This window comes from Pseudomonas sp. WP18, from assembly GCF_036689585.1.
Taxonomy (GTDB): Bacteria; Pseudomonadota; Gammaproteobacteria; order Pseudomonadales; family Pseudomonadaceae; genus Aquipseudomonas; species Aquipseudomonas chlororaphis_E.
The window spans coordinates 4,589,186-4,611,062 of sequence record NZ_CP144758.1; the positions used below are offsets into that span (position 1 = coordinate 4,589,186).

25 protein-coding genes are annotated in these 21,877 nt (G+C 58.9%); 9 read left to right on the forward strand and 16 right to left on the reverse strand.

From position 1 onward, the window contains the following. Positions 1–219: 219 nt before the first annotated feature. The gene (locus V5F23_RS20225; protein WP_338496275.1) at positions 220–1,425 is read left to right on the forward strand and encodes an MFS transporter; all 1,206 of its coding nucleotides are present in this window, start codon (positions 220–222) and stop codon (positions 1,423–1,425) included. 60 nt (positions 1,426–1,485) lie between these two features. Here V5F23_RS20225 and V5F23_RS20230 read toward each other — a convergent pair whose 3' ends face one another. The 4 genes from V5F23_RS20230 to V5F23_RS20245 form a co-directional block, all read right to left on the reverse strand. Next, positions 1,486–1,677, reverse strand: a complete 192-nt coding sequence (locus V5F23_RS20230; RefSeq protein WP_042731740.1) for a PLDc N-terminal domain-containing protein — start codon at positions 1,675–1,677, stop codon at positions 1,486–1,488. Positions 1,678–1,747: 70 nt separating this feature from the next. After that, positions 1,748–2,278 carry a hypothetical protein gene (locus V5F23_RS20235; RefSeq protein ID WP_047736468.1) on the reverse strand — a complete coding sequence of 177 codons (531 nt, stop codon included), beginning with the start codon at positions 2,276–2,278 and terminating at the stop codon, positions 1,748–1,750. A gap of 242 nt (positions 2,279–2,520) precedes the next feature. Then, on the reverse strand, positions 2,521–3,039 hold the full coding sequence (locus V5F23_RS20240; RefSeq protein WP_042732340.1) for an ankyrin repeat domain-containing protein: 519 nt from the start codon (positions 3,037–3,039) through the stop codon (positions 2,521–2,523). Between the two features lie 94 nt (positions 3,040–3,133). Next, positions 3,134–4,960, reverse strand: a complete 1,827-nt coding sequence (locus tag V5F23_RS20245) for a long-chain-acyl-CoA synthetase (RefSeq protein WP_338496277.1) — start codon at positions 4,958–4,960, stop codon at positions 3,134–3,136. A gap of 362 nt (positions 4,961–5,322) precedes the next feature. Between V5F23_RS20245 and V5F23_RS20250 the strand changes: the two genes are divergently transcribed. Then, positions 5,323–5,601, forward strand: a complete 279-nt coding sequence (locus V5F23_RS20250) for a DUF3509 domain-containing protein (protein WP_042732342.1) — start codon at positions 5,323–5,325, stop codon at positions 5,599–5,601. A gap of 128 nt (positions 5,602–5,729) precedes the next feature. On the opposite strand, the gene V5F23_RS20255 is transcribed toward V5F23_RS20250, so the two are convergent. The 3 genes from V5F23_RS20255 to aroC are packed head-to-tail and all read right to left on the reverse strand — an operon-like array spanning position 5,730 to position 8,578. Further along, on the reverse strand, positions 5,730–6,272 hold the full coding sequence (locus V5F23_RS20255) for an acireductone dioxygenase (protein WP_338496279.1): 543 nt from the start codon (positions 6,270–6,272) through the stop codon (positions 5,730–5,732). Positions 6,273–6,306: 34 nt separating this feature from the next. After that, a complete protein-coding gene (locus V5F23_RS20260; RefSeq protein WP_212802903.1) occupies positions 6,307–7,452 on the reverse strand; it encodes an MFS transporter in 1,146 nt (381 codons plus the stop codon). Between the two features lie 34 nt (positions 7,453–7,486). Continuing rightward, positions 7,487–8,578 (reverse strand): chorismate synthase, encoded by a 1,092-nt coding sequence (gene aroC, locus V5F23_RS20265; protein WP_047736471.1) that lies wholly within the window; start codon positions 8,576–8,578, stop codon positions 7,487–7,489. 142 nt (positions 8,579–8,720) lie between these two features. Between aroC and V5F23_RS20270 the strand changes: the two genes are divergently transcribed. Continuing rightward, positions 8,721–9,686: an alpha/beta fold hydrolase gene (locus V5F23_RS20270; protein ID WP_212802904.1), complete on the forward strand. Its 966-nt coding sequence runs from the start codon at positions 8,721–8,723 to the stop codon at positions 9,684–9,686. A gap of 98 nt (positions 9,687–9,784) precedes the next feature. After that, on the forward strand, positions 9,785–10,579 hold the full coding sequence (locus V5F23_RS20275) for a hypothetical protein (RefSeq protein ID WP_042732307.1): 795 nt from the start codon (positions 9,785–9,787) through the stop codon (positions 10,577–10,579). Between the two features lie 63 nt (positions 10,580–10,642). On the opposite strand, the gene prmB is transcribed toward V5F23_RS20275, so the two are convergent. Then, positions 10,643–11,551, reverse strand: coding sequence for a 50S ribosomal protein L3 N(5)-glutamine methyltransferase (gene prmB, locus V5F23_RS20280; protein WP_042732308.1), 909 nt, complete (start codon positions 11,549–11,551; stop codon positions 10,643–10,645). A 253-nt stretch (positions 11,552–11,804) separates the two neighbouring features. Here prmB and V5F23_RS20285 point away from each other — a divergent pair, with 253 nt between their 5' ends. The 4 genes from V5F23_RS20285 to V5F23_RS20300 all read left to right on the forward strand — a co-directional run bounded on the left by V5F23_RS20285 (position 11,805) and on the right by V5F23_RS20300 (position 14,616). After that, the gene (locus V5F23_RS20285) at positions 11,805–12,395 is read left to right on the forward strand and encodes a cysteine hydrolase family protein (protein WP_042732309.1); all 591 of its coding nucleotides are present in this window, start codon (positions 11,805–11,807) and stop codon (positions 12,393–12,395) included. A 132-nt stretch (positions 12,396–12,527) separates the two neighbouring features. Then, complete coding sequence (locus tag V5F23_RS20290; protein WP_042732310.1) at positions 12,528–12,848, forward strand: hypothetical protein; 321 nt, start codon at positions 12,528–12,530, stop codon at positions 12,846–12,848. Between the two features lie 73 nt (positions 12,849–12,921). Beyond that, positions 12,922–13,479 (forward strand): Smr/MutS family protein, encoded by a 558-nt coding sequence (locus V5F23_RS20295; RefSeq protein WP_053146321.1) that lies wholly within the window; start codon positions 12,922–12,924, stop codon positions 13,477–13,479. A gap of 279 nt (positions 13,480–13,758) precedes the next feature. Continuing rightward, a complete protein-coding gene (locus V5F23_RS20300; protein ID WP_338496288.1) occupies positions 13,759–14,616 on the forward strand; it encodes an HNH endonuclease in 858 nt (285 codons plus the stop codon). A gap of 257 nt (positions 14,617–14,873) precedes the next feature. On the opposite strand, the gene V5F23_RS20305 is transcribed toward V5F23_RS20300, so the two are convergent. From V5F23_RS20305 to V5F23_RS20330, 6 genes are all read right to left on the reverse strand, one after another. Next, the gene (locus tag V5F23_RS20305) at positions 14,874–15,140 is read right to left on the reverse strand and encodes a hypothetical protein (RefSeq protein ID WP_338496290.1); all 267 of its coding nucleotides are present in this window, start codon (positions 15,138–15,140) and stop codon (positions 14,874–14,876) included. Positions 15,141–15,166: 26 nt separating this feature from the next. Continuing rightward, on the reverse strand, positions 15,167–16,255 hold the full coding sequence (locus tag V5F23_RS20310) for a DNA cytosine methyltransferase (protein WP_338496292.1): 1,089 nt from the start codon (positions 16,253–16,255) through the stop codon (positions 15,167–15,169). Continuing rightward, positions 16,255–16,965, reverse strand: coding sequence for an MAE_28990/MAE_18760 family HEPN-like nuclease (locus tag V5F23_RS20315; RefSeq protein ID WP_338496294.1), 711 nt, complete (start codon positions 16,963–16,965; stop codon positions 16,255–16,257). The genes V5F23_RS20310 and V5F23_RS20315 overlap by 1 nt, the downstream gene beginning before the upstream one ends. Beyond that, entirely contained in the window at positions 16,962–18,062 is a 1,101-nt protein-coding gene (locus tag V5F23_RS20320; RefSeq protein ID WP_338496297.1) for a DUF262 domain-containing protein, read from the reverse strand. Before V5F23_RS20320 ends, V5F23_RS20315 begins: the two co-directional genes overlap by 4 nt. Positions 18,063–18,199: 137 nt before the next feature. Further along, entirely contained in the window at positions 18,200–19,477 is a 1,278-nt protein-coding gene (umuC, locus tag V5F23_RS20325) for a translesion error-prone DNA polymerase V subunit UmuC (RefSeq protein WP_338496300.1), read from the reverse strand. After that, positions 19,470–19,895: a S24 family peptidase gene (locus V5F23_RS20330; protein WP_338496303.1), complete on the reverse strand. Its 426-nt coding sequence runs from the start codon at positions 19,893–19,895 to the stop codon at positions 19,470–19,472. The genes umuC and V5F23_RS20330 overlap by 8 nt, the downstream gene beginning before the upstream one ends. Before the next feature lie 97 nt (positions 19,896–19,992). Between V5F23_RS20330 and V5F23_RS20335 the strand changes: the two genes are divergently transcribed. After that, a complete protein-coding gene (locus V5F23_RS20335) occupies positions 19,993–20,694 on the forward strand; it encodes an SOS response-associated peptidase family protein (protein ID WP_338496306.1) in 702 nt (233 codons plus the stop codon). Here the strand turns inward: V5F23_RS20335 and V5F23_RS20340 are convergent. Then, complete coding sequence (locus V5F23_RS20340; protein ID WP_338496309.1) at positions 20,691–20,882, reverse strand: hypothetical protein; 192 nt, start codon at positions 20,880–20,882, stop codon at positions 20,691–20,693. The two genes, V5F23_RS20335 and V5F23_RS20340, sit on opposite strands and share 4 nt — an antisense overlap. Positions 20,883–20,965: 83 nt before the next feature. Continuing rightward, a complete protein-coding gene (locus V5F23_RS20345) occupies positions 20,966–21,760 on the reverse strand; it encodes a DNA adenine methylase (protein WP_338496311.1) in 795 nt (264 codons plus the stop codon). Positions 21,761–21,877: the final 117 nt, after the last annotated feature.

Here is a 21,877-nt window from a genome sequence, read left to right on the forward strand (position 1 = left end):
GACACCGCTGTGTTTCAGACAAAACGCGTCGGCTGCATTTTGGGGGCTGCTTCGCAGCCCAACGGGGATAAATCCCCTCGCCACAAAGACAGCGCAAGCGCTCTCTCGATGAGCTCATCATCAAGCGCAAGCATGTCTGTTATCAGCCCTAAAGCCTGTCCTCGAGCGCCATAACGCTTTAGCCTCTCGCCATCCCACCTGTTGACTGACGAGTTTGCCATGAGTGCCCATCCCCCCACCCTGCACGCCGGCGCCAGCCTGACGCGAGGCATGGTCCTGCTCTTTGCCTTCTGCTGTGGCGCTATCGTCGCCAACCTCTACTACGCCCAACCCATCATCGAACTGATCGCCCCCGACGTGGGCCTGAGCAGCACCATGGCCAGCCTGATCGTCTCGCTGACCCAGATCGGTTATGCCCTGGGGTTGTTTTTCCTGGTGCCACTGGGCGACCTGGTGGAAAACCGCCGCCTGATGATCGTCACCACCTTCGTATCGATTGCCAGCCTGCTGGGCGCGGCGTTCACCGACCAGCCCAACGTGTTCCTGCTGGTCTCGCTGCTGGTGGGCTTCAGTTCGGTGTCGGTGCAGGTACTGATCCCCCTGGCGGCGCACCTGGCCCCGGAGCAAACCCGCGGGCGCGTCGTGGGCAGCATCATGGGCGGCTTGCTGCTGGGGATACTGCTGGCGCGGCCGGTGGCGAGCGTGGTGGCCGACCACTTCGGCTGGCGCGCGATGTTCATGATCGCGGCTGCCTTGATGGCAGCCATCAGCATCGTCCTGGCGCTGACGGTGCCCAAGCGCCAGCCCGACCATCGTGCCTCCTATGGTCAGTTGCTGCGCTCGCTCGGCACCCTGCTGCGCCAGCAACCGCTGTTGCGCCAGCGCGCGCTTTACCAGGCCGGCATGTTCGCCACTTTCAGCCTGTTCTGGACCGCCGCGCCGTTGGAGCTGGCACGCAACCATGGCTTGTCCCAGTCCGAAATCGCCTTGTTCGCCCTCGTCGGTGCCCTGGGTGCGATCGCTGCGCCCATCGCCGGTCGCCTGGCGGATGCCGGCCATACCCGCGTGGCTTCGCTGCTGGCGATGCTGTTCGCCAGCCTGAGCTTCCTGCCGGCGTTCATCCATCCGCTCTACAGTGTCATCGGCCTGGCCGTCACCGGCGTGGTCCTGGATTTCTGCGTGCAAATGAACATGGTGCTGGGCCAACGCACCATCTACACCCTCGACGCCAAAAGCCGCAGCCGTCTGAACGCGCTGTACATGACCAGCATCTTCGTCGGTGGCGCGTTCGGTTCATCGATTGCCAGCGCGGTGTACGAACACGGTGGCTGGCTGTGGGTGGTGATTGTCGGCAGTGCATTCCCGCTGCTGGTGCTGCTGAGCTTCTTGAGTGCTTCGCGCAAGGCATCCCTGGCGACGGCTTGAGGATCGAGCGGCAAAAAAAATGCCCGGGCGCCATCGCGACCGGGCATTTTTCATCGAGGGTCAGACCCGTACATTGCCACGCGGCCCGGCGATCGCCCAGATGATCAGGCCCAGCACTGGCAACAGCAGGATCAGCAGCACCCACAGGACTTTCATCCCCACTTCAGCACCGCTCTTGAGCACATTGATGATCGCCCAGATATCGAGCGCCAGGATAATCAGGCCGATCAGGCCATTGAAGGTGGAACCCATGGTGTCGCTCCCTAATAGTGATAGCCACACTTAGGATAGCTGGGCCGCGCCAAGGGTTCCGTTTATTGCCTCAGACGTGGACCGCGACCTTGAGGGCTTCCAGGGCCGGCGCAGCGGCGATGCCCACTTGCGCGCACAATTGCAGCACCCGCGGCACGTCGTCGCCGAACACCAGCACCATCTGCAACTCATCGTCCAGCAGTTGGCTGAAGTTCATCAGCACATAGCCGCCGCTTTCCTTGCTCAGGCTGCTCATCTGGATCTGGATGCGGTTGAGGGCGGTCAGCGCCTCGGTTTTCGCCAGTTGCTTGGGCTTGAGGTTGAACGCCACGCCAGGGCCGAACGAGGCGACGATCTGTTCGAACAGTTCGACGTAGGTGTCGGCCTGGAACAGCACGGTATCCGGCAGGCTGCCCACCACGACCCACTCACCCAGCGGAATCGGGAAGGTGTCGTCGTAGTTGACGTCCGGATTGGCCGCCAGGAAAGCCGCCGGATCGGCGTAGGCCTGGGCCGCTTCGTCGGCGATTCGCGCAATGTCAGCCTCGCCGAGGCAGCCAGAGCTGATTTTGCTGATGAGTTCGACGAGGGCGGCTTTCATGGGGTGGATCCTGTGGATAAGGGGATGCGAGGGCGCGCAGGATACTCCATCTGTCCAGGATTGAAATGGAGCTGCTGCATCACACTTTTTGTGGCGAGGGGATTTATCCCCGCTGGGCTGCGAAGCAGCCCCAAAATAGTTCTGATGCACCGAGTTATCAGGTTAGGGCCGCTTCGCGCCCCAACGGGGATAAATCCCCTCGCCACAAAGTCGTGCAAGGGCTCAAGCCTCACCGGTAGAGATCAGCCCAACAACTTCTCCAACTGCGCCGTCGTGTCCACCGCGCCCATGGTCCGGGCGGCGTCCAGGGCCGAGGCGCCGTTGGCGTCCTTGGCTCGCGGATCGGCCCCCTTGCTGATCAGGTAGTCGACGATTTCCACTCGATTGAACATCGCCGCCATCATCAACGCGGTGCGACCGTCGAAGGATGAGCCCTCCACCTGCGCGCCACCGTCCACCAGCGCCGACACCACGGCCAGGTCGCCCTTGAACGCCGCGCCGGCAATCGGGCTCTGGCCGTTGTCGTTGCGCACTTCCGGGTCGGCCTTGTGTTCCAGCAAGACTTTTACCGTTTCCACATGCCCGTGGTAGGCGGCCAGCATCAGCAAGGTGTCGCCCTTGTGGTTGCGCAGGTTGGGCGGCAGGCCCTTGCTCAGCAACGCAGCCATCATGGCGGCGTCACCCTGGCGGGCGACGTTGAACACCTGCTCGGCAAACTCCGCAGCCTCTTCCGGGGTCATCTGGCGGCTTGTATCGGACATGGGTCACTCCCTTTGGGCATTCGCAAAGCGGCTAGTTTCCCGACGGACCCGGACCCTGTCATCCCTTTTTTCTCTGTACCGCCGATAGCCAGGATCAATAGCGCCATTGCCCGCCCTGGATCTGGTCGGCCAGCGACCGGTCCACCCGCACGTAGGTCGTGGTGCCGGGCAGCCACGCATAGACCGGCTCGTCACCGGTGACGCAAGGGTCGAACGCTTCGGCCTTGAGGCGGGTCTTCTGGTACTTGAAGGTGCAGGTGGTGTCCATTTTCACCTTGATGCGCAGGAACAGTGGCACCGCGTACGCCGGCAACTTGCCGTGCAGGAATTGCAGCAGCTCACTGAAATCCAGGGTCGCCAGGGATTCGGACGGGGTAATCGCCGCCATGCCGGCCCGGCCGTTGGTGCCCTGGATCTCCACGCCATAGGCCACCGCCTCGGCCACTTGCGGATGTTGCAGCAGCACGTTTTCCACTTCCGTGGTGGAGACATTTTCGCCCTTCCAGCGGTACGTGTCGCCGAGGCGATCGACGAACTGCCCATGGCCGAAGCCGATGTTGCGCAGCAGGTCGCCGGTGTTGAGGTAACGATCGCCAGGCGCGAAAACATCCCGGTAGATGATCTTCTCGGTCTTGGCCGGGTCGGTGTAGCCGTCCAGCGGTGCCTTGTCGTCGATCCGTGCCAGCAACAGGCCCGGCTGGCCCCTGGGGACTTTCTGCATGCGCCCTTGCAGGTTACGCAAAGGCAGGCCGCTGTCGTGGTCGTATTGCACCAGCTCCCAGCCCATCAGCGAGAAGCCGACCGTGTTGTCGAAATTCAGGACATTGGTGAAGCCGATGTTGCCGTCGCTGGCCGCGTACAGCTCGCAGACGTGTTCGACACCAAAGCGCGACTTGAAGGTTGACCAGGCCCCCGGTCGCAAGCCGTTGCCGACCATTTTCTTCACCCCGTGCCGGCGGTCCTCGCTGCCGGCAGGCTGGTCGATCAGGTAACGGCACAGCTCGCCGACATAGCCCAGGGTGGTCGCCCGGTAACGACGCACATCGTTCCAGAACTGGCTGGCGCTGAACTTGCGCCGGATCGCCAGGGCCGAGGCTCCGCAGATCGCCGCGCCCCAGCACACGCACAGGCCCGTGGCGTGGTACAGCGGCAAGGTGCAATACAGGACATCGTCGGGCTGCATGTCCAGGGCAATCAAACCGAAGCTGGTGGAGGTGCGCATCCAGCGCCCATGGCGAAACACCCCGGCCTTCGGCAAGCCCGTGGTGCCCGAGGTGTAGAGATAGAAGCAAGGGTCGTTGAAGAACACCTGTCGGCTGCACGCCGGGTTTTCGGCGCACGCGTCATTGCTGCCAGTCATCAGGTCGACGAACCCGGGCGCAACACCGTCGCGGCCCTCGTCCGCCACCCACCAGGTTCGAGCCTGCGGCAGCCCGACACGGCGCCGCACGTCGTCGAACGCCGCGACCCGTTCCTCGCCCACCACGATGGCGACGGGCGCAACGAGGGCCAGGCTGTGCACCAGGGCGTCTCCCACCTGGGCGGTATTGACCATGGCGCTGACCGCGCCGACCTTCGCCACCGCCAGCACGGTGATCAACAACTGGGGCCGGTTCTCGATGAACACCGCCACGCAGTCGCCCTTCCCGATGCCCTGCGCCAACAGGTAGTGGGCGATGCGATTGGCCTGCTCATTGACCTGTGCATAACTCAACACGGTATCGCCATACAGCAGCGCCGCGCCCCGGGGGTTGCGTTGGGCGGCCTGTTCGAAGCACCAGCCCAGGCCGCAAGGCTGGGTCGGGTCCTGGACGTTGGCCAGCTTCATGCCCTTGACGATTCGCGGCACGACCCTGGCAATGGCGGGCAACTTGCGCAACATCATGCCCCAGGTGATGGCATCGCCGGTTGTCCGACTCATGGTGTTCTTCCCTGTCCGACCCTGTGGGCCTGTTTTTGTGTTGGCGGGGACTGCAGCTCGATTGCGCTCGAAAGTACGCCTGGGCTAGCGACGCTGTACATGCGGTTTTTGCAATGTTTTGTATCCGCAAACAGCCGCAGGCGAAGCGGGAGCGCCGGGAGGGCAATTGGTTCCCAAAAAGTTGGTTCCACCCCGCAAAATGCAGGATGCACGATGGCCATTCATGCAAGATGCACGAAACCAAAAATCGTATATTTTTTTAAGCTGTTGTTTTTAAATGATTTTTTAGATAAAGCGAGGCTGGCACAGACACTGCAACTACCCCTCCACGGTTTGCTAACAAGACCATGGAGCAGTCAAATATGAACATGATTCAAGAGAAGTTCGCGTCCCTGTTTTCCAACTATGAAGTGACCACCCAAGCCCGCCCGGATGGCGGCATCCTGCTGACCTTGCGCAACAGCGAAGGCAAACTGTTCAAGCGCACGATTTCCTATGCCCAGCTGCATGCCGGCGACCAGCTGTCTTGGGCCATCAGCGCAATCCGCCGCGACCTGGCCGAACAAGCCAGCGAGTTGCCACAGATTGCCATGCTGCAAAGCCAGCACCGTTTCGCCCTGCCGACCTATCACAGCGCCTGATCCTGGCCCCTCAGGACCCAGCAGAAACACCCCTTTGTGGGAGCGATCCCGCTCGCGAAGACGGAACATCAGCCAGCCTATCCGCCGACTGACCCACCGCTTTCAAGCAGGCTCGCTCCCACGGTTTTTTAGTCTTCCAGGCGCGGGAACCGGCCGGCAATGTCGTTGCCGGTGAATTGCGCATCGGCGCACTCGGCGTTCGCCAGGCGAAGCGCAATGAAATGCGGTTGCTCGCCCATGTCGAACCAGCGCGGCATTCCAGCCGGCAAGGTAATCAGGTCATTCTTTTCGCACAGCACGGCGTAGACGTAATCGTCGATGTGCAGAGCGAACAGCCCACGACCCGCGACGAAAAATCGTACTTCCTCTTCAGCCTGGCTGTGCTCTTCAAGGAAGCGGGCGTGCAGCTCGGCGTTTTGCCGATCCTCACGGGTCACGCGCATGACCTGCACCGAGGCGTAGCCGCGCTCGGTCATCAGGGCATCGATCGAGTGGCTGTAGGCCGCGATGATGTCTTCCTGGCGAGCGCCGGGGGGAATGCTCGCCGCAGGCTGCCACCGATCGAAGCGAACGCCCTGTTCGGCCAGGGTCGCGACGATGTCTTCGAAGTGAGTCAGCACCTTGTTCGGCAGATCGGGGGTCGAGACGTGGTAGACGGACAGGCTGCTCATGACAATGGCTCCAGGAAAATAATGGTTCGAAGGCTCATGGCCGGTGCTCTTGCATGCGTGTCGCAATGATAACGGCAGCAGCAAGGGCAGCTAGGCTGGCCAGGCTGAATGTCCAACTGGCGCCCAGGGCGTTCCAGCTGTAGCCGGAATACAGGGCGCCCAATGCCCCGCCGGTGCCGGCCAACGCCGCATACAGCGCCTGGCCCTGGCCCTGCTGGCGAGGGCCGAAACTGCGTTGCACGAAATGGATGGCCGCGGCGTGGAAACTGCCGAAGGTCGCCGCGTGCAGCACCTGGGCGAACAACAGCACCCAGAGAAACTCCGCCAACGAACCCAGCAGCAACCAGCGCAACGCCGCCAACAGGAAACTGGCCAGCAGCACACGGCGCACCGAAAATCGCGCCAGGATCCGGCTCATCAGCAGGAACACCAGCACTTCCGCCACCACGCCGACCGCCCAGAGCAGGCCAATCAGCCCACGGCTGTAGCCCAACTGCTCCAGGTGCAATGTCAGGAAGGTGTAATACGGCCCATGGCTGACCTGCATCAGGCCCACGCAGACGTAGAACGCCAGCACGCCGGGGTTGCGCAATTGCCGCACGAAGCCCTCCCCCGCCACCCGCGGCCCCTGCAACGGCTGGGCGTTGGGGACCCAGAAGCTGGCGAGCACGATACCGGCCATGATCAGCACCAGCGCCACCGGGTAGATGTCCAGGCTCAGCCATTGAAACAACCGCCCCAGCAACACCACCGTGATGATGAAGCCGATGGAACCCCACAGGCGGATCTGGCTATAGCGCGAAGCCTGCCCGCTCAAGTGCGCAAGGGTGATGACTTCGAACTGCGGCAGCACCGCGTGCCAGAAGAACGCATGCAACGCCATCACCATCGCCAGCCAGGCGTAGCTTTTGTCGATGAAGATCAGCGAAAAGGCCAACAACGTGCAGAGGGCGCCAAAGCGCACGATGGCCAGGCGTCGGCCGGTGTAATCTCCCAGCCAACCCCAGATATTCGGCGCCACGCAGCGCATCAGCATGGGGATCGCCACCAGTTCGCCAATGCGCGCCGCGTTGAACCCCAGGTGATCGAAGTACAGCGCCAGGAACGGCGCCGTCGAACCGAGCAACGCGAAATAGAACAGGTAGAAACTGGAGAGCCGCCAGTACGGCACTGCCGCCATGGTCGTCAGGCCACGGCGGCCGGCAGGTCAGCCATCAAAGCTGACCCAGCACCGGGGTGCTCACCCGTACATCGGCGTTCTGGCCACGATGGCGCAGCAGGTGATCCATCAGCACGATCGCCATCATGGCCTCGGCGATCGGCGTGGCACGGATGCCGACACAGGGGTCATGACGGCCCTTGGTGATGACGTCCACGGGGTTGCCCTGGGTGTCGATGGAGCGGCCCGGCGTGGTGATGCTGGACGTGGGCTTCAACGCCAGGTGCGCGACGATCGGCTGGCCCGAGGAAATGCCGCCGAGGATCCCGCCGGCGTTGTTGCTGAGGAAGCCCTGCGGGGTCAGCTCATCGCGGTGCTCCGTGCCCCGTTGGGCGACGCAGGCGAAACCGGCGCCGATCTCTACGCCTTTCACCGCGTTGATGCTCATCAGCGCGTGGGCCAACTCGGCGTCGAGGCGGTCGAAGATCGGCTCGCCGAGGCCGGGCATGACCCCTTCGGCCACCACGGTGATCTTCGCGCCCACCGAATCCTGGTCACGACGCAGTTGGTCCATGTAGGCCTCCAGTTCCGGCACCTTGTCCGGGTCGGGGCAGAAGAACGCGTTCTGCTCCACCGAGTCCCAGGTCTTGAACGGGATTTCGATCGGGCCCAACTGGCTCATGTAGCCGCGGATGACGATGCCCTGGCTGGCCAGGTATTTCTTGGCGATGGCCCCGGCCGCCACACGCATGGCGGTTTCCCGGGCCGAACTGCGGCCGCCGCCACGGTAGTCGCGCTCACCGTACTTGTGATGGTAGGTGTAGTCGGCATGGGCCGGGCGAAACAGGTCCTTGATGGCCGAGTAGTCCTTGGACTTCTGGTCGGTGTTGCGGATCAGCAGGCCGATGGCGCAGCCGGTGGTGCGCCCTTCGAAGACGCCAGACAAGATTTCGACCTCATCGGCTTCCTGGCGCTGGGTGGTGTGGCGGCTGGTGCCGGGCTTGCGGCGGTCGAGGTCACGCTGCAGGTCCTCCAGGGCAATCTCCAGGCCCGGCGGGCAGCCGTCGACAATGGCGACCAACGCCGGGCCATGGCTTTCGCCCGCGGTGGTGACGGTGAACAGCTTGCCGTAGGTATTGCCGGACATGCAGGGTGCTCCGTGAAATCGCTGAGAAACTCAACCTTGGATTCGTAGTGGACGCCAGTATACGCAGGCTCCCCGCGTAGTTCATCCTCGAACCTTCTCGGTCGGCGCCAGTCCAACCGGCACCTTCGCAACTAATGGCGTGATGATGTTAAACCTGCTTGTCTTGAGCGTTACCCTGTTCATCGGCCTGTTTTCCGGCCTGGCCCAGGCCACGGTGCTGCAACGTCCGATCAGCATCGATACGGGCAACGGCGAACTGTTCGGCTCGCTGCTGCTGCCCAAGTCCGACACGCCGGTGCCGGTGGTCCTGATCATTTCCGGGTCCGGCCCGACCGATCGCGACGGCAACAACCCGGAGGGCGGGCGCAACGACAGCCTCAAGCGCCTGGCCTGGCTCCTGGCCAGGCACGACATTGCCAGCGTGCGCTACGACAAGCGGGGGGTGGCCGCCAGCCTGGCCGCAACGCCGGACGAGCGTAACCTGAGCGTCGAAGCCTACGTGGCCGATGCCTTGGCCTGGAGCCGCAAGCTGGCCGCCGATCCGCGAATGGGCCCGGTGATTCTGCTAGGTCACAGCGAAGGCGCCTTGATCGCCAGCCTCGCCGCGCCCCAGGCCAACGCCGCGGGCGTGATTTCGTTGTCCGGCAGCGCCCGGCCCATCGACCAGCTCCTGCGCCAACAACTGGCCAGCCGCCTGCCGGCACCTTTGATGTTGCGCAGCAACGAGTTGCTCGACAGCCTCAAGGCCGGCCAGCCCGACGCGAACGTGCCGCCTGCGTTGCAAGTGATTTTCCGCCCCAGCGTGCAGCCGTACCTGATCTCGCTGTTCCGCCAGGACCCGGCCCAGGCGTTCGCGGCGCTGAAGGTGCCCGCCCTGATCATCCAGGGCAGCCATGACATTCAGGTCAGTGTCGACGATGCCCGGCAGTTGAAAGCCGCCAAGCCCGACGCCGAACTGGCGCTGGTCGAGGGCATGAATCATGTCCTGCGCATCGTGCCCAAGGACGTGAAACAACAACTGGCTTCCTACAAGGACCCCAACCGTCCCCTGGCCGCTGAACTGGGCACGCGCATCCCGGCGTTCATTCGCTCGATCGCTACCCGTTAAACGCTTTTAGCCCTCCAGTCCCGGCGAAAACGGCCGATAAACCGGTGTCGGGCAGCGCAATCGCTGCCGACCCGCCGGCCAGGACAGGATTTGCCGTTATGACTGAAACACCCACTTCACCCGATACCGAAGCCCCTACCGAAGCGACCGCCACGCCTGCGGAGCAGTTGCCTTGGGCGGACGTGCAAGCCGAGCATCACAAAATGCTCCGGCTGGCCCCGCTCAAGACCGACCGCGCCACCGGTGCGCGCCCGCTGCGCTTCGTCGAATTCAGCTATGCCGAACGCCACAGCAAGGAGCGCAGCCTGTTGCGCTTGAGCATCAAGTTGCCCGGCCAGCGCGTGCGCAAGGAACAGAATCACCTAGATGTCTGGGCCGATCACGTCGAAAAGCGCCTGACCTTTTCCCCGGACAACCTGCAGATCGAGCCGATGAACCGTGGCATCGGCCGCTTCCTCGCCGCCCAGGGCATCACCTGGGCGAAGAAACGCTGGTCGGGCTACCGGGTCGAAGGCAGCGACCTGAACAACAAGGACGCGCTGAACGAAGACACCCGCCTGCGCCGTGACCGTTTTCTCAAGGCCCAGGGTTTCGAAGTGGTCTACGCCGACGCCCAGCACCTCAAGGGCAGCGTCAAGGCGACCCACGTCGGCGACCTGGTGGGAGACTGGAATACCGAGAAGCTGCAGTTCGTGGAGATTCTCGAAGCCGCGCAGATGTTGCAACAAGCCGAGCAGAACTTGGCGGAACAGGAAGTCCGGCTCAAGCAGCAGGAAGAGAAGGTCAACAAGTTCAAGCGCGAAGACACCGGCCTGCGCTTCACCATCACCTGCCTGGTGGCATTTGCCATGTTCCAGGCGGGATTATTGATTTGGATTGCGACGCGGCATTGATGACCGGCTGGGAGGGGGCTGGCAAGCTCCCTCGCCACAAAAAGCGATCGGCAATCCAGAAGATCAAACCCGTGAAGCGAACAGCCCCTGGTGCTGGCGGCACTGCTCGGCGCTGAGCATGAACACGCCATGGCCGCCCCGCTCGAAGTCCAGCCAGGCAAAATCGACCTCAGGGTACAGCGCCTCGACGTGGACCTGGCTGTTGCCCACCTCGACAATCAGCAAGCCCTTCTCGGTCAGGTGATCAGCCGCCTCGGCCAGCATCCGCCGGACCAGGTTCAAGCCATCCTCGCCACAGGCCAGGCCCAGCGCCGGCTCGTGCTGGTATTCCTGGGGCATGTCGGCGAAATCCTGCGCGTCGACGTAAGGCGGATTCGACACGATCAGGTCGAAACGTTGCCCCGGCAGGCCGTCGAAGCCATCGCCCTGGACCGTGAACACCCGCTCGTCGACGCCATGGCGCTCGATGTTCTGGTTCGCCACCTCCAGCGCTTCGAACGACAGGTCGGCCAGCACCACTTCGGCTTCCGGAAACTCGTAGGCGCAGGCGATCCCGATGCAGCCGGAGCCGGTGCACAGGTCGAGGATTCGCGCAGGCGCCTGGCCCAACCAGGGCTCGAAACGTTTTTCGATCAGCTCGCCAATCGGCGAGCGCGGGACGAGTACGCGCTCGTCGACAATGAACGACATCCCGCAGAACCAGGCCTCGCCCAGCAGGTAGGCCGCCGGGATGCGCTCGTCGATACGCCGGCGCAGCAGGCGCTGCACGTGGACCAGTTCCTCGTCTTCGAGGCGGCAATCCAGGTAGCTATCGGCAATTTCCCACGGCAGGTGGAGTGCGCCCAACACCAGTTGGCGGGCTTCATCCCAGGCGTTGTCGGTGCCATGGCCGAAAAACAGATCCTCCCCATGGAAACGGCTGACGGCCCAACGGATATGGTCGCGCAGGGTGCGAAGGCGGGAAGTGATCACGGCGGCAAACTCCAGAAAAATCGACGGGCGAGTCTACCAGTCAAACGCGCCCCACCCAAACACGCCTCAAGGACGAAAGAAAAACTCCGAGGCATTCGTAGGATCTATCCGTTTTTTGCGCAACCTATTGAACAAGACGAGCATCTTGACAAGGCTGTAGGCCAGCAACGGCGCCGCTTGCAATCGAAGCGATTCACAGAACCGCTCAGCCAGAGGACAATGTCGCAAAAGCCCCACCCGAAGGAGCCCCAGAATGTCCGTTCCAAAAACGATGTTTCAACTCAGCGGCCGCGGCTACGCAGCAGCCAACCTGAGTCAAGCGACCCTGATCATCATCGATGCCCAGAAGGAATACCTCGCCGGCCCCTTGGCCCTGAGCGGCATGGATGAAGCAGTCGCGAACATCAAGCAGCTACTCGGCGCGGCCCGGGCAGCCGGTCGGCCGATCGTGCATGTGCGCCACCTGGGCACCCATGGCGGGCTGTTCGATCCACAAGGCGAACGCGGCGAGTTCATTCCGGGCCTCGAACCCCAGGACGACGAAACCATCATCGGCAAGCTGCTGCCCAGCGCCTTCCACGGCACCGAACTGAAGAAGCGCCTGGAAGAGTTCGGCCCCCTGGACCTGATCGTCTGCGGCTTCATGAGCCACTCCAGCGTCAGTACCACCGTGCGCGCGGCCAAGAACCTGGGCTTTCGCTGCACCCTGGTGGAAGATGCTTGCGCCACCCGCGACCTGCCGCACAAGGGCGGCGTGCTCAGCGCCGAGCATGTGCACCAGACCGAAATGGCGATCATGGCGGACAACTTCGCCACCCTGGCCCTGACCCGGGACTTCATCTGATCGATCCTTCGATGAGCGGCCACTTTCGCCGCTCATCCGTAAAAGCCTCTCATTTGCCGCAATTGCCCTGGTGTCAGGAACAACCCGAACATCTTCCGGTCGAAGGGCCGATACCCATTGAGGAAGATCGGAATGAAGTTATCCGATGGTTTTGACGCACGTCGCTTGCGGCCCAAAGGCCCGAGCAACTGGCGATTTCGTATTGGCGCGGCAATCGCTGCGCTGCTGGCAACACTTGGTGTCCTGCTGGCCATGGCCGGTGCCGCCAGCCTGCTGGGCCGTCCGCCCGCGCTGGGCGACTTGAACGCCACCCCGCTCGGTTCGGCCATCATCCTGGCGGTCGGCCTGCTCGTTCTGTGGCTGGGCGTCTGGCTCTGGCGCCGCTGCCGCCGTCGCGCCCGTCAATCCCTGGAGCTGGCCATGGCTCCGCACCTGATGAAAAAACACGACTGAGCCGCCATCCGACGTTTTGTCGCGCCTGATCCCGCCAGAGTTGGGTAAACTGGCCGGCTTCGCGGAGGCTGACATGCAAGACGACGACTTTTCCCTGTTCAAAAGTGCGATCCAGGGCGTAAAACCGATCAAACACGACCGTGCCGAGACCGGCAAGCCCAAGGCCGATCGCGCCCAGATCGCCAAGCTGCGCCAAGCCGCCACCGTGCGCACCGATGCCACGACCGTGGACGGCCTGTCCGATCAGTTCGTGATCGACGTCGGCCCCGAAGACGAACTGATGTGGGCGCGCGACGGCGTCCAGGAAAGCCAGATGCGCAAGCTGAAGGTCGGCCAGATCCCTTTCGAGGGCAGCCTCGACCTGCACGGCATGAGCGTCGAAAAGGCCCGGGAAACCCTCTGGGCCTTCCTGGCCGAAGCCACCCGGTTCGAAATCCGCTGCGTGCGCGTCACCCACGGCAAGGCCGTGCGCCTGGACGGCAAGCGGCCGATGATCAAGAGTCACGTCAACACCTGGCTGCGCCAGCACCCGCAAGTGCTGGGTTTCACCTCCTGCCAGGCGAAACATGGCGGTGCCGGGGCGGTCTACGTGATGCTCAAGCGCACCATGATGGAAGGTCGCGACGAGTAGCCCTCGATTGCCGAGCTTGCAGCGCCGTGTCCGCCACCGTACCCTTGCCCTTTGCGTAAAATCCCACAGGTAGTTTCATGTCTCTGGAACAGAATTACACCGCTATGCGGGGTGGGTTCTTCTAAGACGCACGGAGCAATGAAAACGGGAGTTCTGCACTCAGTACCACCTGCTTAATTACTCCAAAACACGTACAGTGGTACGGAAATTGGTACGAGCGGTCTTCCTAGGACGGCTTCTTTTGCGGCACTCATCAACGAGCAGGGACTATAAGCTCACATGACATCTAACAAAGCATACGAAGAGCCTCGACCAGCTATCCCAGCAGACCTCCGCCGGTCTGTTGAAGTCGAATCAGGCCACTGCTGCGCTATTAAAGGGTGCAATGAGCATACCTACCTAGAAATTCACCACATCGACCAGAACCGTAACAATAACATTCTTGAAAACCTTATTTTGCTATGCGTTAAACACCATAAAATGTCTCATACCAACGCCATTGATCGAAAGGCATTAAAACAATATAAGGCGCTGCTTGCTGACTCTTTCAGTAATTTGATAACTGATAAATTCGAAGAACTAAAGGCTTTAATCACCGGCGACAAACCCTCAACCCTCGCACCAATAAACTCCGCTGACCAGCCTGCCAATCATCAAGTTGAAAAGCGCGCTGCATCCAGATCCGACATACTAAACTTTGCTCTTATCCATGTAGCTATAGCCCACTATGAAAAAGAGAATAATCTGTACTTTGAGCATCAAGTAGAATTTCGCCAAGGGGATACTTCACTAACGCTAGATGCTTTACGCCAAGACGATGATTTACAAGAGGACATCATTCTTGATGTCCATTACCTACGTAAACCTTATCTGGATGCGCCTGTTTACGGCCCTTGGCTCGCTAAGAAAATCGAGATCTACGAGCTTCTCACTGGACGTCCCGCCAAAGGTGTTCTTATCGCAGTGGTAGGTCGCGAGCGTATGCTTGAGGGGAGTTACTTAGATCTTACTAAACAAGGTATCAAGTCGTGCAAGGACAAAGTTATACTTCAGATTTATAGCTGCGAGCAGGTAGGCTTTTACCCCGGGCCAATAAGCGCCGCCATGTACGACTCGAATCTTAAGAGCTCAACATAACCATCGGGCTAGTAATATATCACCTAAGTCCTGTGTAAGTTTATCAGCATGCTCACCGAATTGACCCCATATCGCCATGCAGCGCAATCGAATGACCATGGCATGAGTATCTTCCGACTCGCCTTCATGCTGACAAGAATGGTATTCGCCTCTAAAAACATTACAAGCCGTGTGGTCGGTATCTCTGAAGAGCTTTATTAATAGCTGATCTAACCGTGCAGGCTCATTTCGGTGCCCTACGGCATTACGGAGCGCGTTTAACGATGTAACCGCTTTCCATAAGTCAACATCTCCGCAGAACCTATGATTGCCTGGGCAAGCTTGGCTGCAATGCCGAAGGTAAATAAGTCGTTTTCTTTGAAAGTGCGGCTATAAATGGCTACACCCGATATCACATCAAACAGCCTTTCCTCGACCATCATGTGCCCTCGAAGTACTGCTGTGAGCAAACTAGCGGGACCATCAAAAGCCTTATGAAACCGTGCAATTTTCGCGTCTAGATCTGTAGCAAATAAGTCATTCATTATGCCCCTCCTTAAATACCCCCTATTTATCCCACTCGCTGCTCAATAGTACGCAACTGACTATATTCCGCGACATGTTGCCTGATAAATCGACCAATCACCTCTCCCAATGTTACAGGTACCGCATTGCCTATTAACCTACCAACCTTAGCAAAGGAAACAGGCTCTCCATCGGGGAGAAACGAGTAATCACGTGGAAACCCTTGCAGCATTGCTGCTTCGCGAAGGCTTATAGCTCTGTCCTGTTCAGGATGTCCAAAACGCCCGTTTCCATAGCCAAAACATTGCGTTGTAATAGTGGGAGCTGGAGAATCCCACTCCATCCGTCCGTAAACTGAAGGGTAAGTTGCACCAGTTTCCTTTGTGTGGCATGAGGAAAGAAGTTCTTCAGGCCAGTCCCTCCAAGTACCACCGGGAACCGAAGAGCGTATCCGCCTCATATTCAGAGCACTGAGTCGACTAGCTTTATGAAGTTTATCGTTCGGATCTCCTCCTCCCGCTACTATCTTAGGAAGACCACCAATTGTGTCCTGCACTGTTTTCCTAGGCAAATCGAAATCAGGAATTTCGATTGGACCCAACTTCGAAGCAACTAATACTAGTCGTTTTCTAGTTTGGGGAAGACCGATCGAATTACATTCGATAACCTTCCAATCCACCCAATAACCTTCAAGCTTTTCTAAAAAAATTTTAAACACGTCCTGCTGTGCCAATGGAGGGACGTTCTCCATTGTCACGATATCAGGCTGCACCTCACGTATAACATTTCCGAAGTGCTCCGCAAGACGCCAATCCTCGCTTCGCCCATCACCCGCACCAACTCCATGCCTCTGTTTTGCGGCACGTGAATATGTGGAGAAAGGCTGGCAGGGCGCGCAGCCTGCAAGAAGTGTAAAATCACCGCCCGACAGCGCCTTCTTAACTTCCGCGACGTCCAACGAAGCAACGTCGGCTTGCAGAAACCTGGCATTTGAATTTGCTTCAATAGCATGAGCACAGTTCGGGTCTATATCAACCCCAAGGGTCACTGAAATACCGGAGCTCTCCAACCCGTAAGTAAGACCACCGGCCCCACAAAACAAATCGACCGCCATAATTTTTTCTGTATTGCGCATCAAACGGCCGCCACATAATGTTTATCGTCTACAAACTTCTGAAATGCATCCACAGCATGCTCCATGTACTCAATAGTTACATCAGCAAGATCCTGTATACTCTGCAAACTCAATTCACGCGCACCGTCTTCAAACGAGCGCCTTCCATGTGCAATCGCATTTCTTCTATCAGCCAAAAACTCTAACGGGGTTTTATCTGCATATGTCGAGCTCTTGGCCATCTTTACCGCCAACGCCGCCGTAAACCTAAAATCCACTTTCAGTCGTTGCGAAAAAGTATAAATCACCTTATCCGACCACGTTCCAGATGGCTTCTTAAAAGTAAGCTCTCGAATTGGCTCTTTGGTTAACAGCTTTAAGGCAGCCTTGTGAACAACGTCCAGGCGGGTGTCTTCATTCCCATCTCCTCCTGAAGCCGCATAGTACCGAAGCCATTCTTTCAAAGTTTCCGTTGTCCATTCAGAAGGACGAGCGCCCTGAACTGCCTCTCCAACCTCCTGAATCGTTCGTGTCATTACTGACTCAACTATGTTATACAAATGGACTATCAGGCCTGACTTAATTGTCAGCAAGTGCCGCACCGTTACCGCCGTCTCTCCAATCGAAACCGGATCTCCGGAGATAAGTCTGCGGTCTAAAGCATGCGCCAGGGCCATATGGACAGAAAACTCTTCTTTCCGCTCTGCCAAAGCCGCTCTTAGAGTAGTCATTCGTTAACCAACATACGTACAACAACGTCAATCCGACCCTCTAGCTTGGAGCGCACGTTCGCTCCATCGGAGACAACGACACTGTCGAAATGCTCGGTTTTCATTCGTTCTGAAATCACCTTCGGGTCAACTTCAAGATCAGGAACCTTCCTCAAGGCAAGTGCTGAGCCCACCGCTATAGCTTCAAACCTGACGCGCGGCACCGTGTTAGCAGTTCCATTTTTTCTGAAGCCCAACTCGAATGTTTTTCGAACAAAATCCAACATCCGAAAGAATTCTTCACCCATCTGCTCGATAATTTTCGGATTATCCTTTGCAGCCGAGTTAGCGTCTTTCAGATAATCATATATAAATTTCTTTGGACGATCTCTATAACCAGGAAACCGACCATCGGGGGTATCATTTCTATTCAGGTACGCAAAGAAACGAGTAACGAGTTCTTCGCGCTCCCGTGAGCTTATCGCTTTAGCAGTTAGTGGAGTCATCGCCACAAACCTGCGATCCTCGGCTAACTTGGTTATCATTTCGGTCACTGCACCTGGCAGTGATCCTCGGCGAATTTCTGCTTCGTTTGCGGTCGTTCCCATCCGATTGATACGTGCAAACATCTCCGCTCGTGTAGACGGGTCAGTATCCGTATCAAGAATAATTGTACGTATAGTTATATCTTCTAGCTTATTAACTCTGTCAGCATGAAGATCTTCAACCGAGAAACCGTTCAGCTCAGGGACCAAAACCAAGTCACGCAGACGGAGCCCTTCTTTGAGGAACGACCTCATAGCTCTCATTCTCTGAGACCCGTCCACAATTTCCATCCTACCGTCCCCTGTTTGATAAAAAAACATAAATGGGATAGGCAACCCTATTATTAACGATTCAATAAATTGCGATTTCTGCTCATCGTTCCACGCAAGGTTTCGCTGGTATGATGGGACAAAGTATCGATCATCTATATCGTTTTTAAATCTGTCGACATACATGGAAACGGGATACTCAGCGACGTTAAACTTGACCTGACGCGCTACAACAGAAACGGCAGCCTCAGCCTCACGCTTCGACTCTTCAGTTGGCTTAGCGCCCCTGCTTTTCTTGACCATTTGTATTGCAACTCCCGGGCTGAGTAACATAGCTGTTTTAAACCATCGTAAAATCAATCACTTGCTGAGCAATCAAAAGGCTCGCATGATATCACGCCTGAAATGGCCAATGCGCCTGCCTTGGCGTTGACGGGGCATTATCGACACGTAACCTGCCAAAGCTGACCCAGCTTGGTGGTGTAACTCCGACTCATCATTTCTCTACGCATCTCCCAGTCCGGTGCTGCAGGCACCCCGGCCGTGCGTAACGTTCCTCTCCCCCACCGACTATTGATCTCATCCAGTACGGTCATTAGCTTCGTGGCGTCAGGTGGCTGGGATAGTGCGAACAGATCGCTGGTATATTCTCCCGGTTGACAGAGGTTCATCAACAACACTTCCGCCTTGCTGTACTTGAAGCCCGGCCGAAACACCCGATCAAGCGAATCCACGGCCGCCTTCGTCAGCAATCGTACATCGTCAGTCGGATACGGCAGGTCAATCAGTACCCCATTGGCATACTTCGCCTCCTCGGGGTTAAACATGCCGGTGCGGATGCTGACGCGGATCTTCTTGCATAGCGAGTTCTGCGACCTGAGCTTCTCCGAGGCCCGCATCATGTACGTGGCTACCGCCTCCTTGATGGAAGCCAATTCCGTGAGCCGCTTACCAAACATTCGGCTACAGCAGATCTCCTGCTTCGGCGGGTCCGGCTCGTCCAGCTCCAGGCACGGCGTGCCGGCCAGCTCCCGGGCGGTCTTCTCGATCACCACGCTGAATTTCTTGCGTAGCGTCCACGGGTCGGCCTTTGCCAGGTCCATCGCGGTCTTGATACCCATGGTGTCCAAGTGAAGTTTCATCTTGCGACCGATTCCCCAGACTTCAGACACGTCGGTGTTGCGCAACACCCAGTCGCGCTTAAATGGGTCGCAGATGTCGACCACGCCGCCTGTTTGCACCTGCAGGCGCTTGGCCGTGTGATTCGCCAACTTTGCCAGGGTTTTCGTGTGAGCGATCCCTACCCCAACCGGAATACCGGTGCAGCGCAACACGTGGCTGCGGATCTTGCGGCCAAGGGCATCCCGGCCGTCGATGCCAGTGAGATCCGCGAAGGCTTCGTCGATGCTATACACCTCGACAGCAGGCACCATCGATTCAATGAGCGTCATCACACGCTCGCTCATATCCCCGTAGAGCGCGTAGTTCGAGGAGAACGGGACGATGCCGTGTTTCTGCAGCATGTGCTTGATCTGGAAATACGGTTCGCCCATTTTCACGTAGGGCTTGGCGTCGTAGCTGCGGGCGATCACGCAGCCGTCGTTGTTGCTCAGCACCACAATGGGCACGCGGGCCAGGTCAGGGCGGAACACTCTTTCGCAACTGGCATAGAAGCTGTTGCAATCGATCAGAGCGAAAACAGGCTGGGCTTTAGACATGGCTGCGCACGCTGCAGGTGATGACGCCCCAGATGACCAGCTCGTCGCCCTCAAGCACGTACCTCGGTGGGTACTTTGTGTTCTCCGACAGGAGAATCACCTCCTTCCCACGTATGCAAAGGCGCTTGCACACGGGTTCATTGTTCAGCAGCGCCACGACGATGTGGCCATGCGCAGGTTCCAACGCACGATCCACAACGGCTAGGTCCCCTTCAAAGATCCCAGCGCCCTGCATGCTCTCCCCGGCAATGGAAACCAGGTAGACATGCGGAGCGCGAATGTTCAGAACCTCATCCAATGAGATGTGCGCTTCGATGTGGTCCGCCGCCGGAGACGGAAACCCGGCGGGTACTCGAAACGAACACAAGGGCAGCTTCAAGCCACCCTCGGCAATAGGGCCTAGAATTGAATAGCTCATGACGCACGATCCGAAATACTGTACGAACATACAGTTAACTTTGTACAAGGTTTGCGGTCAATTTTGTATAGGAAAAATCTGACAGGCGGGACGACTCATGTGCGGGAGATTCGTGCAGTACGAAGGAATGGCGGTGTTTATGGAGGAACTGGGCCCTCAACTGCCATTGTTCGGCGGGTACGATGCGGAGCCAATCAGCCGATACAACGTGGCTCCGACAACCCGCGTGCAGATCCTGCATAGCACGGAGGCAGGCGTTCACATCACGCCAGTAAGATGGGGCTGGGCGCCCTTTTGGGCGAAGGGGAAACGTCCGGACCCAATCAACGCCAGGATCGAGACTGTTACGACGGGAAAGTTTTTTAAACAACTTTGGCCGGCCGGGCGCGCACTGGTGCCCAGCGAGGGCTGGTATGAGTGGGTCAAAGACTCAAATGACCCGAAGAAAAAGCAACCCTACTTCATCAGGTTGAAGGATCAGAAGCCGATGTTCTTTGGAGCGCTCGCACAGGCCCGCCCAGGGCTGGAGGAGCAAGACGGTGAGGGTTTCGTAATCATTACCGCGTCATGCGACCAGGGCATGGTGGACATCCATGATCGCAGACCGCTGGTGTTAGCACCTGAACAAGCACGTGAATGGCTGGATCCGGATCTCAGTCCAGCACAAGCGGAGGAGATAGCGAGGGACCGTTCCCGGTCGGAGGCCGAATTCGAATGGTATGCCGTTGGCAAGGAGGTGGGTAACGTCAAAAACCAGGGAGCACAGCTGCTGCTCCCCTGGCGTTCAGAAGAAAGCTAAGCCTGACTACGTTGATCCAGGAGGCGGGCCGCCTCAGGAAATCCCACCCAGCGTGCATTCTGGTCCAACCCTCGCCCAGCTAGCAAAACGCCGGCCCAGTGGTTGAGATCGACCTCACCGCGTGCCACCGCTGCCAGCAGTTGGGAAGGAAAGATGCTCAAGTATTTGTCGGCGGTTTCGGTTTCCATGGGCTTGGTCCTTCGTTTGTGTGACCACAGTAACGCTCCGGCGTAATCACATAGCAAGCGGATCTGATCAAGAGCGATAACCATCAAAACAACCCTCCCAACGCTGCCGGCTCCCAGCTCATGATCACCAGTTCGCCGCTGACATCGGCCTTGCCCTGACGCTGGTTCGTATTGCTATACCGAATGTCCAACGTCTCGAAGTGAAAGCCCTCGAACACCCGCCGAATGTCCGGGTGATCGTTGATGCTGACCATGACCTTGCCCTTGCAGCGGCGCATAAAGTCAGCCATCCGCTCGTAATTCTCGAACGGGAAATCCACGCCATATCCAGCGGTCTGCCAGTACGGCGGGTCCATGTAGTGAAACGTATGAGCGCGGTCGTAGCGCTCAGCGCAATCAAGCCAGGGGAGATTTTCGACGTAGGTACCGGACAGTCGCTGCCACGCGGCCGAGAGGTTCTCCTCGATCCGTAGCAGGTTGATGGCCGGGCCAGTGGTCGCGGTGCCGAACGTCTGCCCAGTGACCTTGCCGGCGAAGGCATGGTGCTGCAGGTAGAAGAACCGCGCGGCGCGCTGGATGTCGGTGAGGGTTTCGGGACGGATCATTTTCTGCCACTCGAACACCTGGCGAGAGCTGAGCGCCCATTTGAACTGGCGCACGAATTCTTCCAGGTGGTTCTGCACGACGCGATAGAGCGTCACCAGGTCGCCGTTGATATCGTTCAGGACTTCGACGGGGGCGGCCTGGGGTCGCATGAAGTAAAGCGCGGCGCCGCCGGCAAAGACTTCGACATAGCATTCGTGAGGCGGGAAAAGCGGGATGAGGCGTTCGGCTAGGCGGCGCTTGCCGCCCATCCAAGGGATGATGGGAGAAGACATTGAAAGCAAGACCTTTACTGTATGGATAAACAGGTGCTAGGCTCGCCGCGCTTTGTGCACGGAGCAGGAGCCTTGGCTGGACTTGCAGGGACATCTGCAGGGACGGCGACTGGTCCG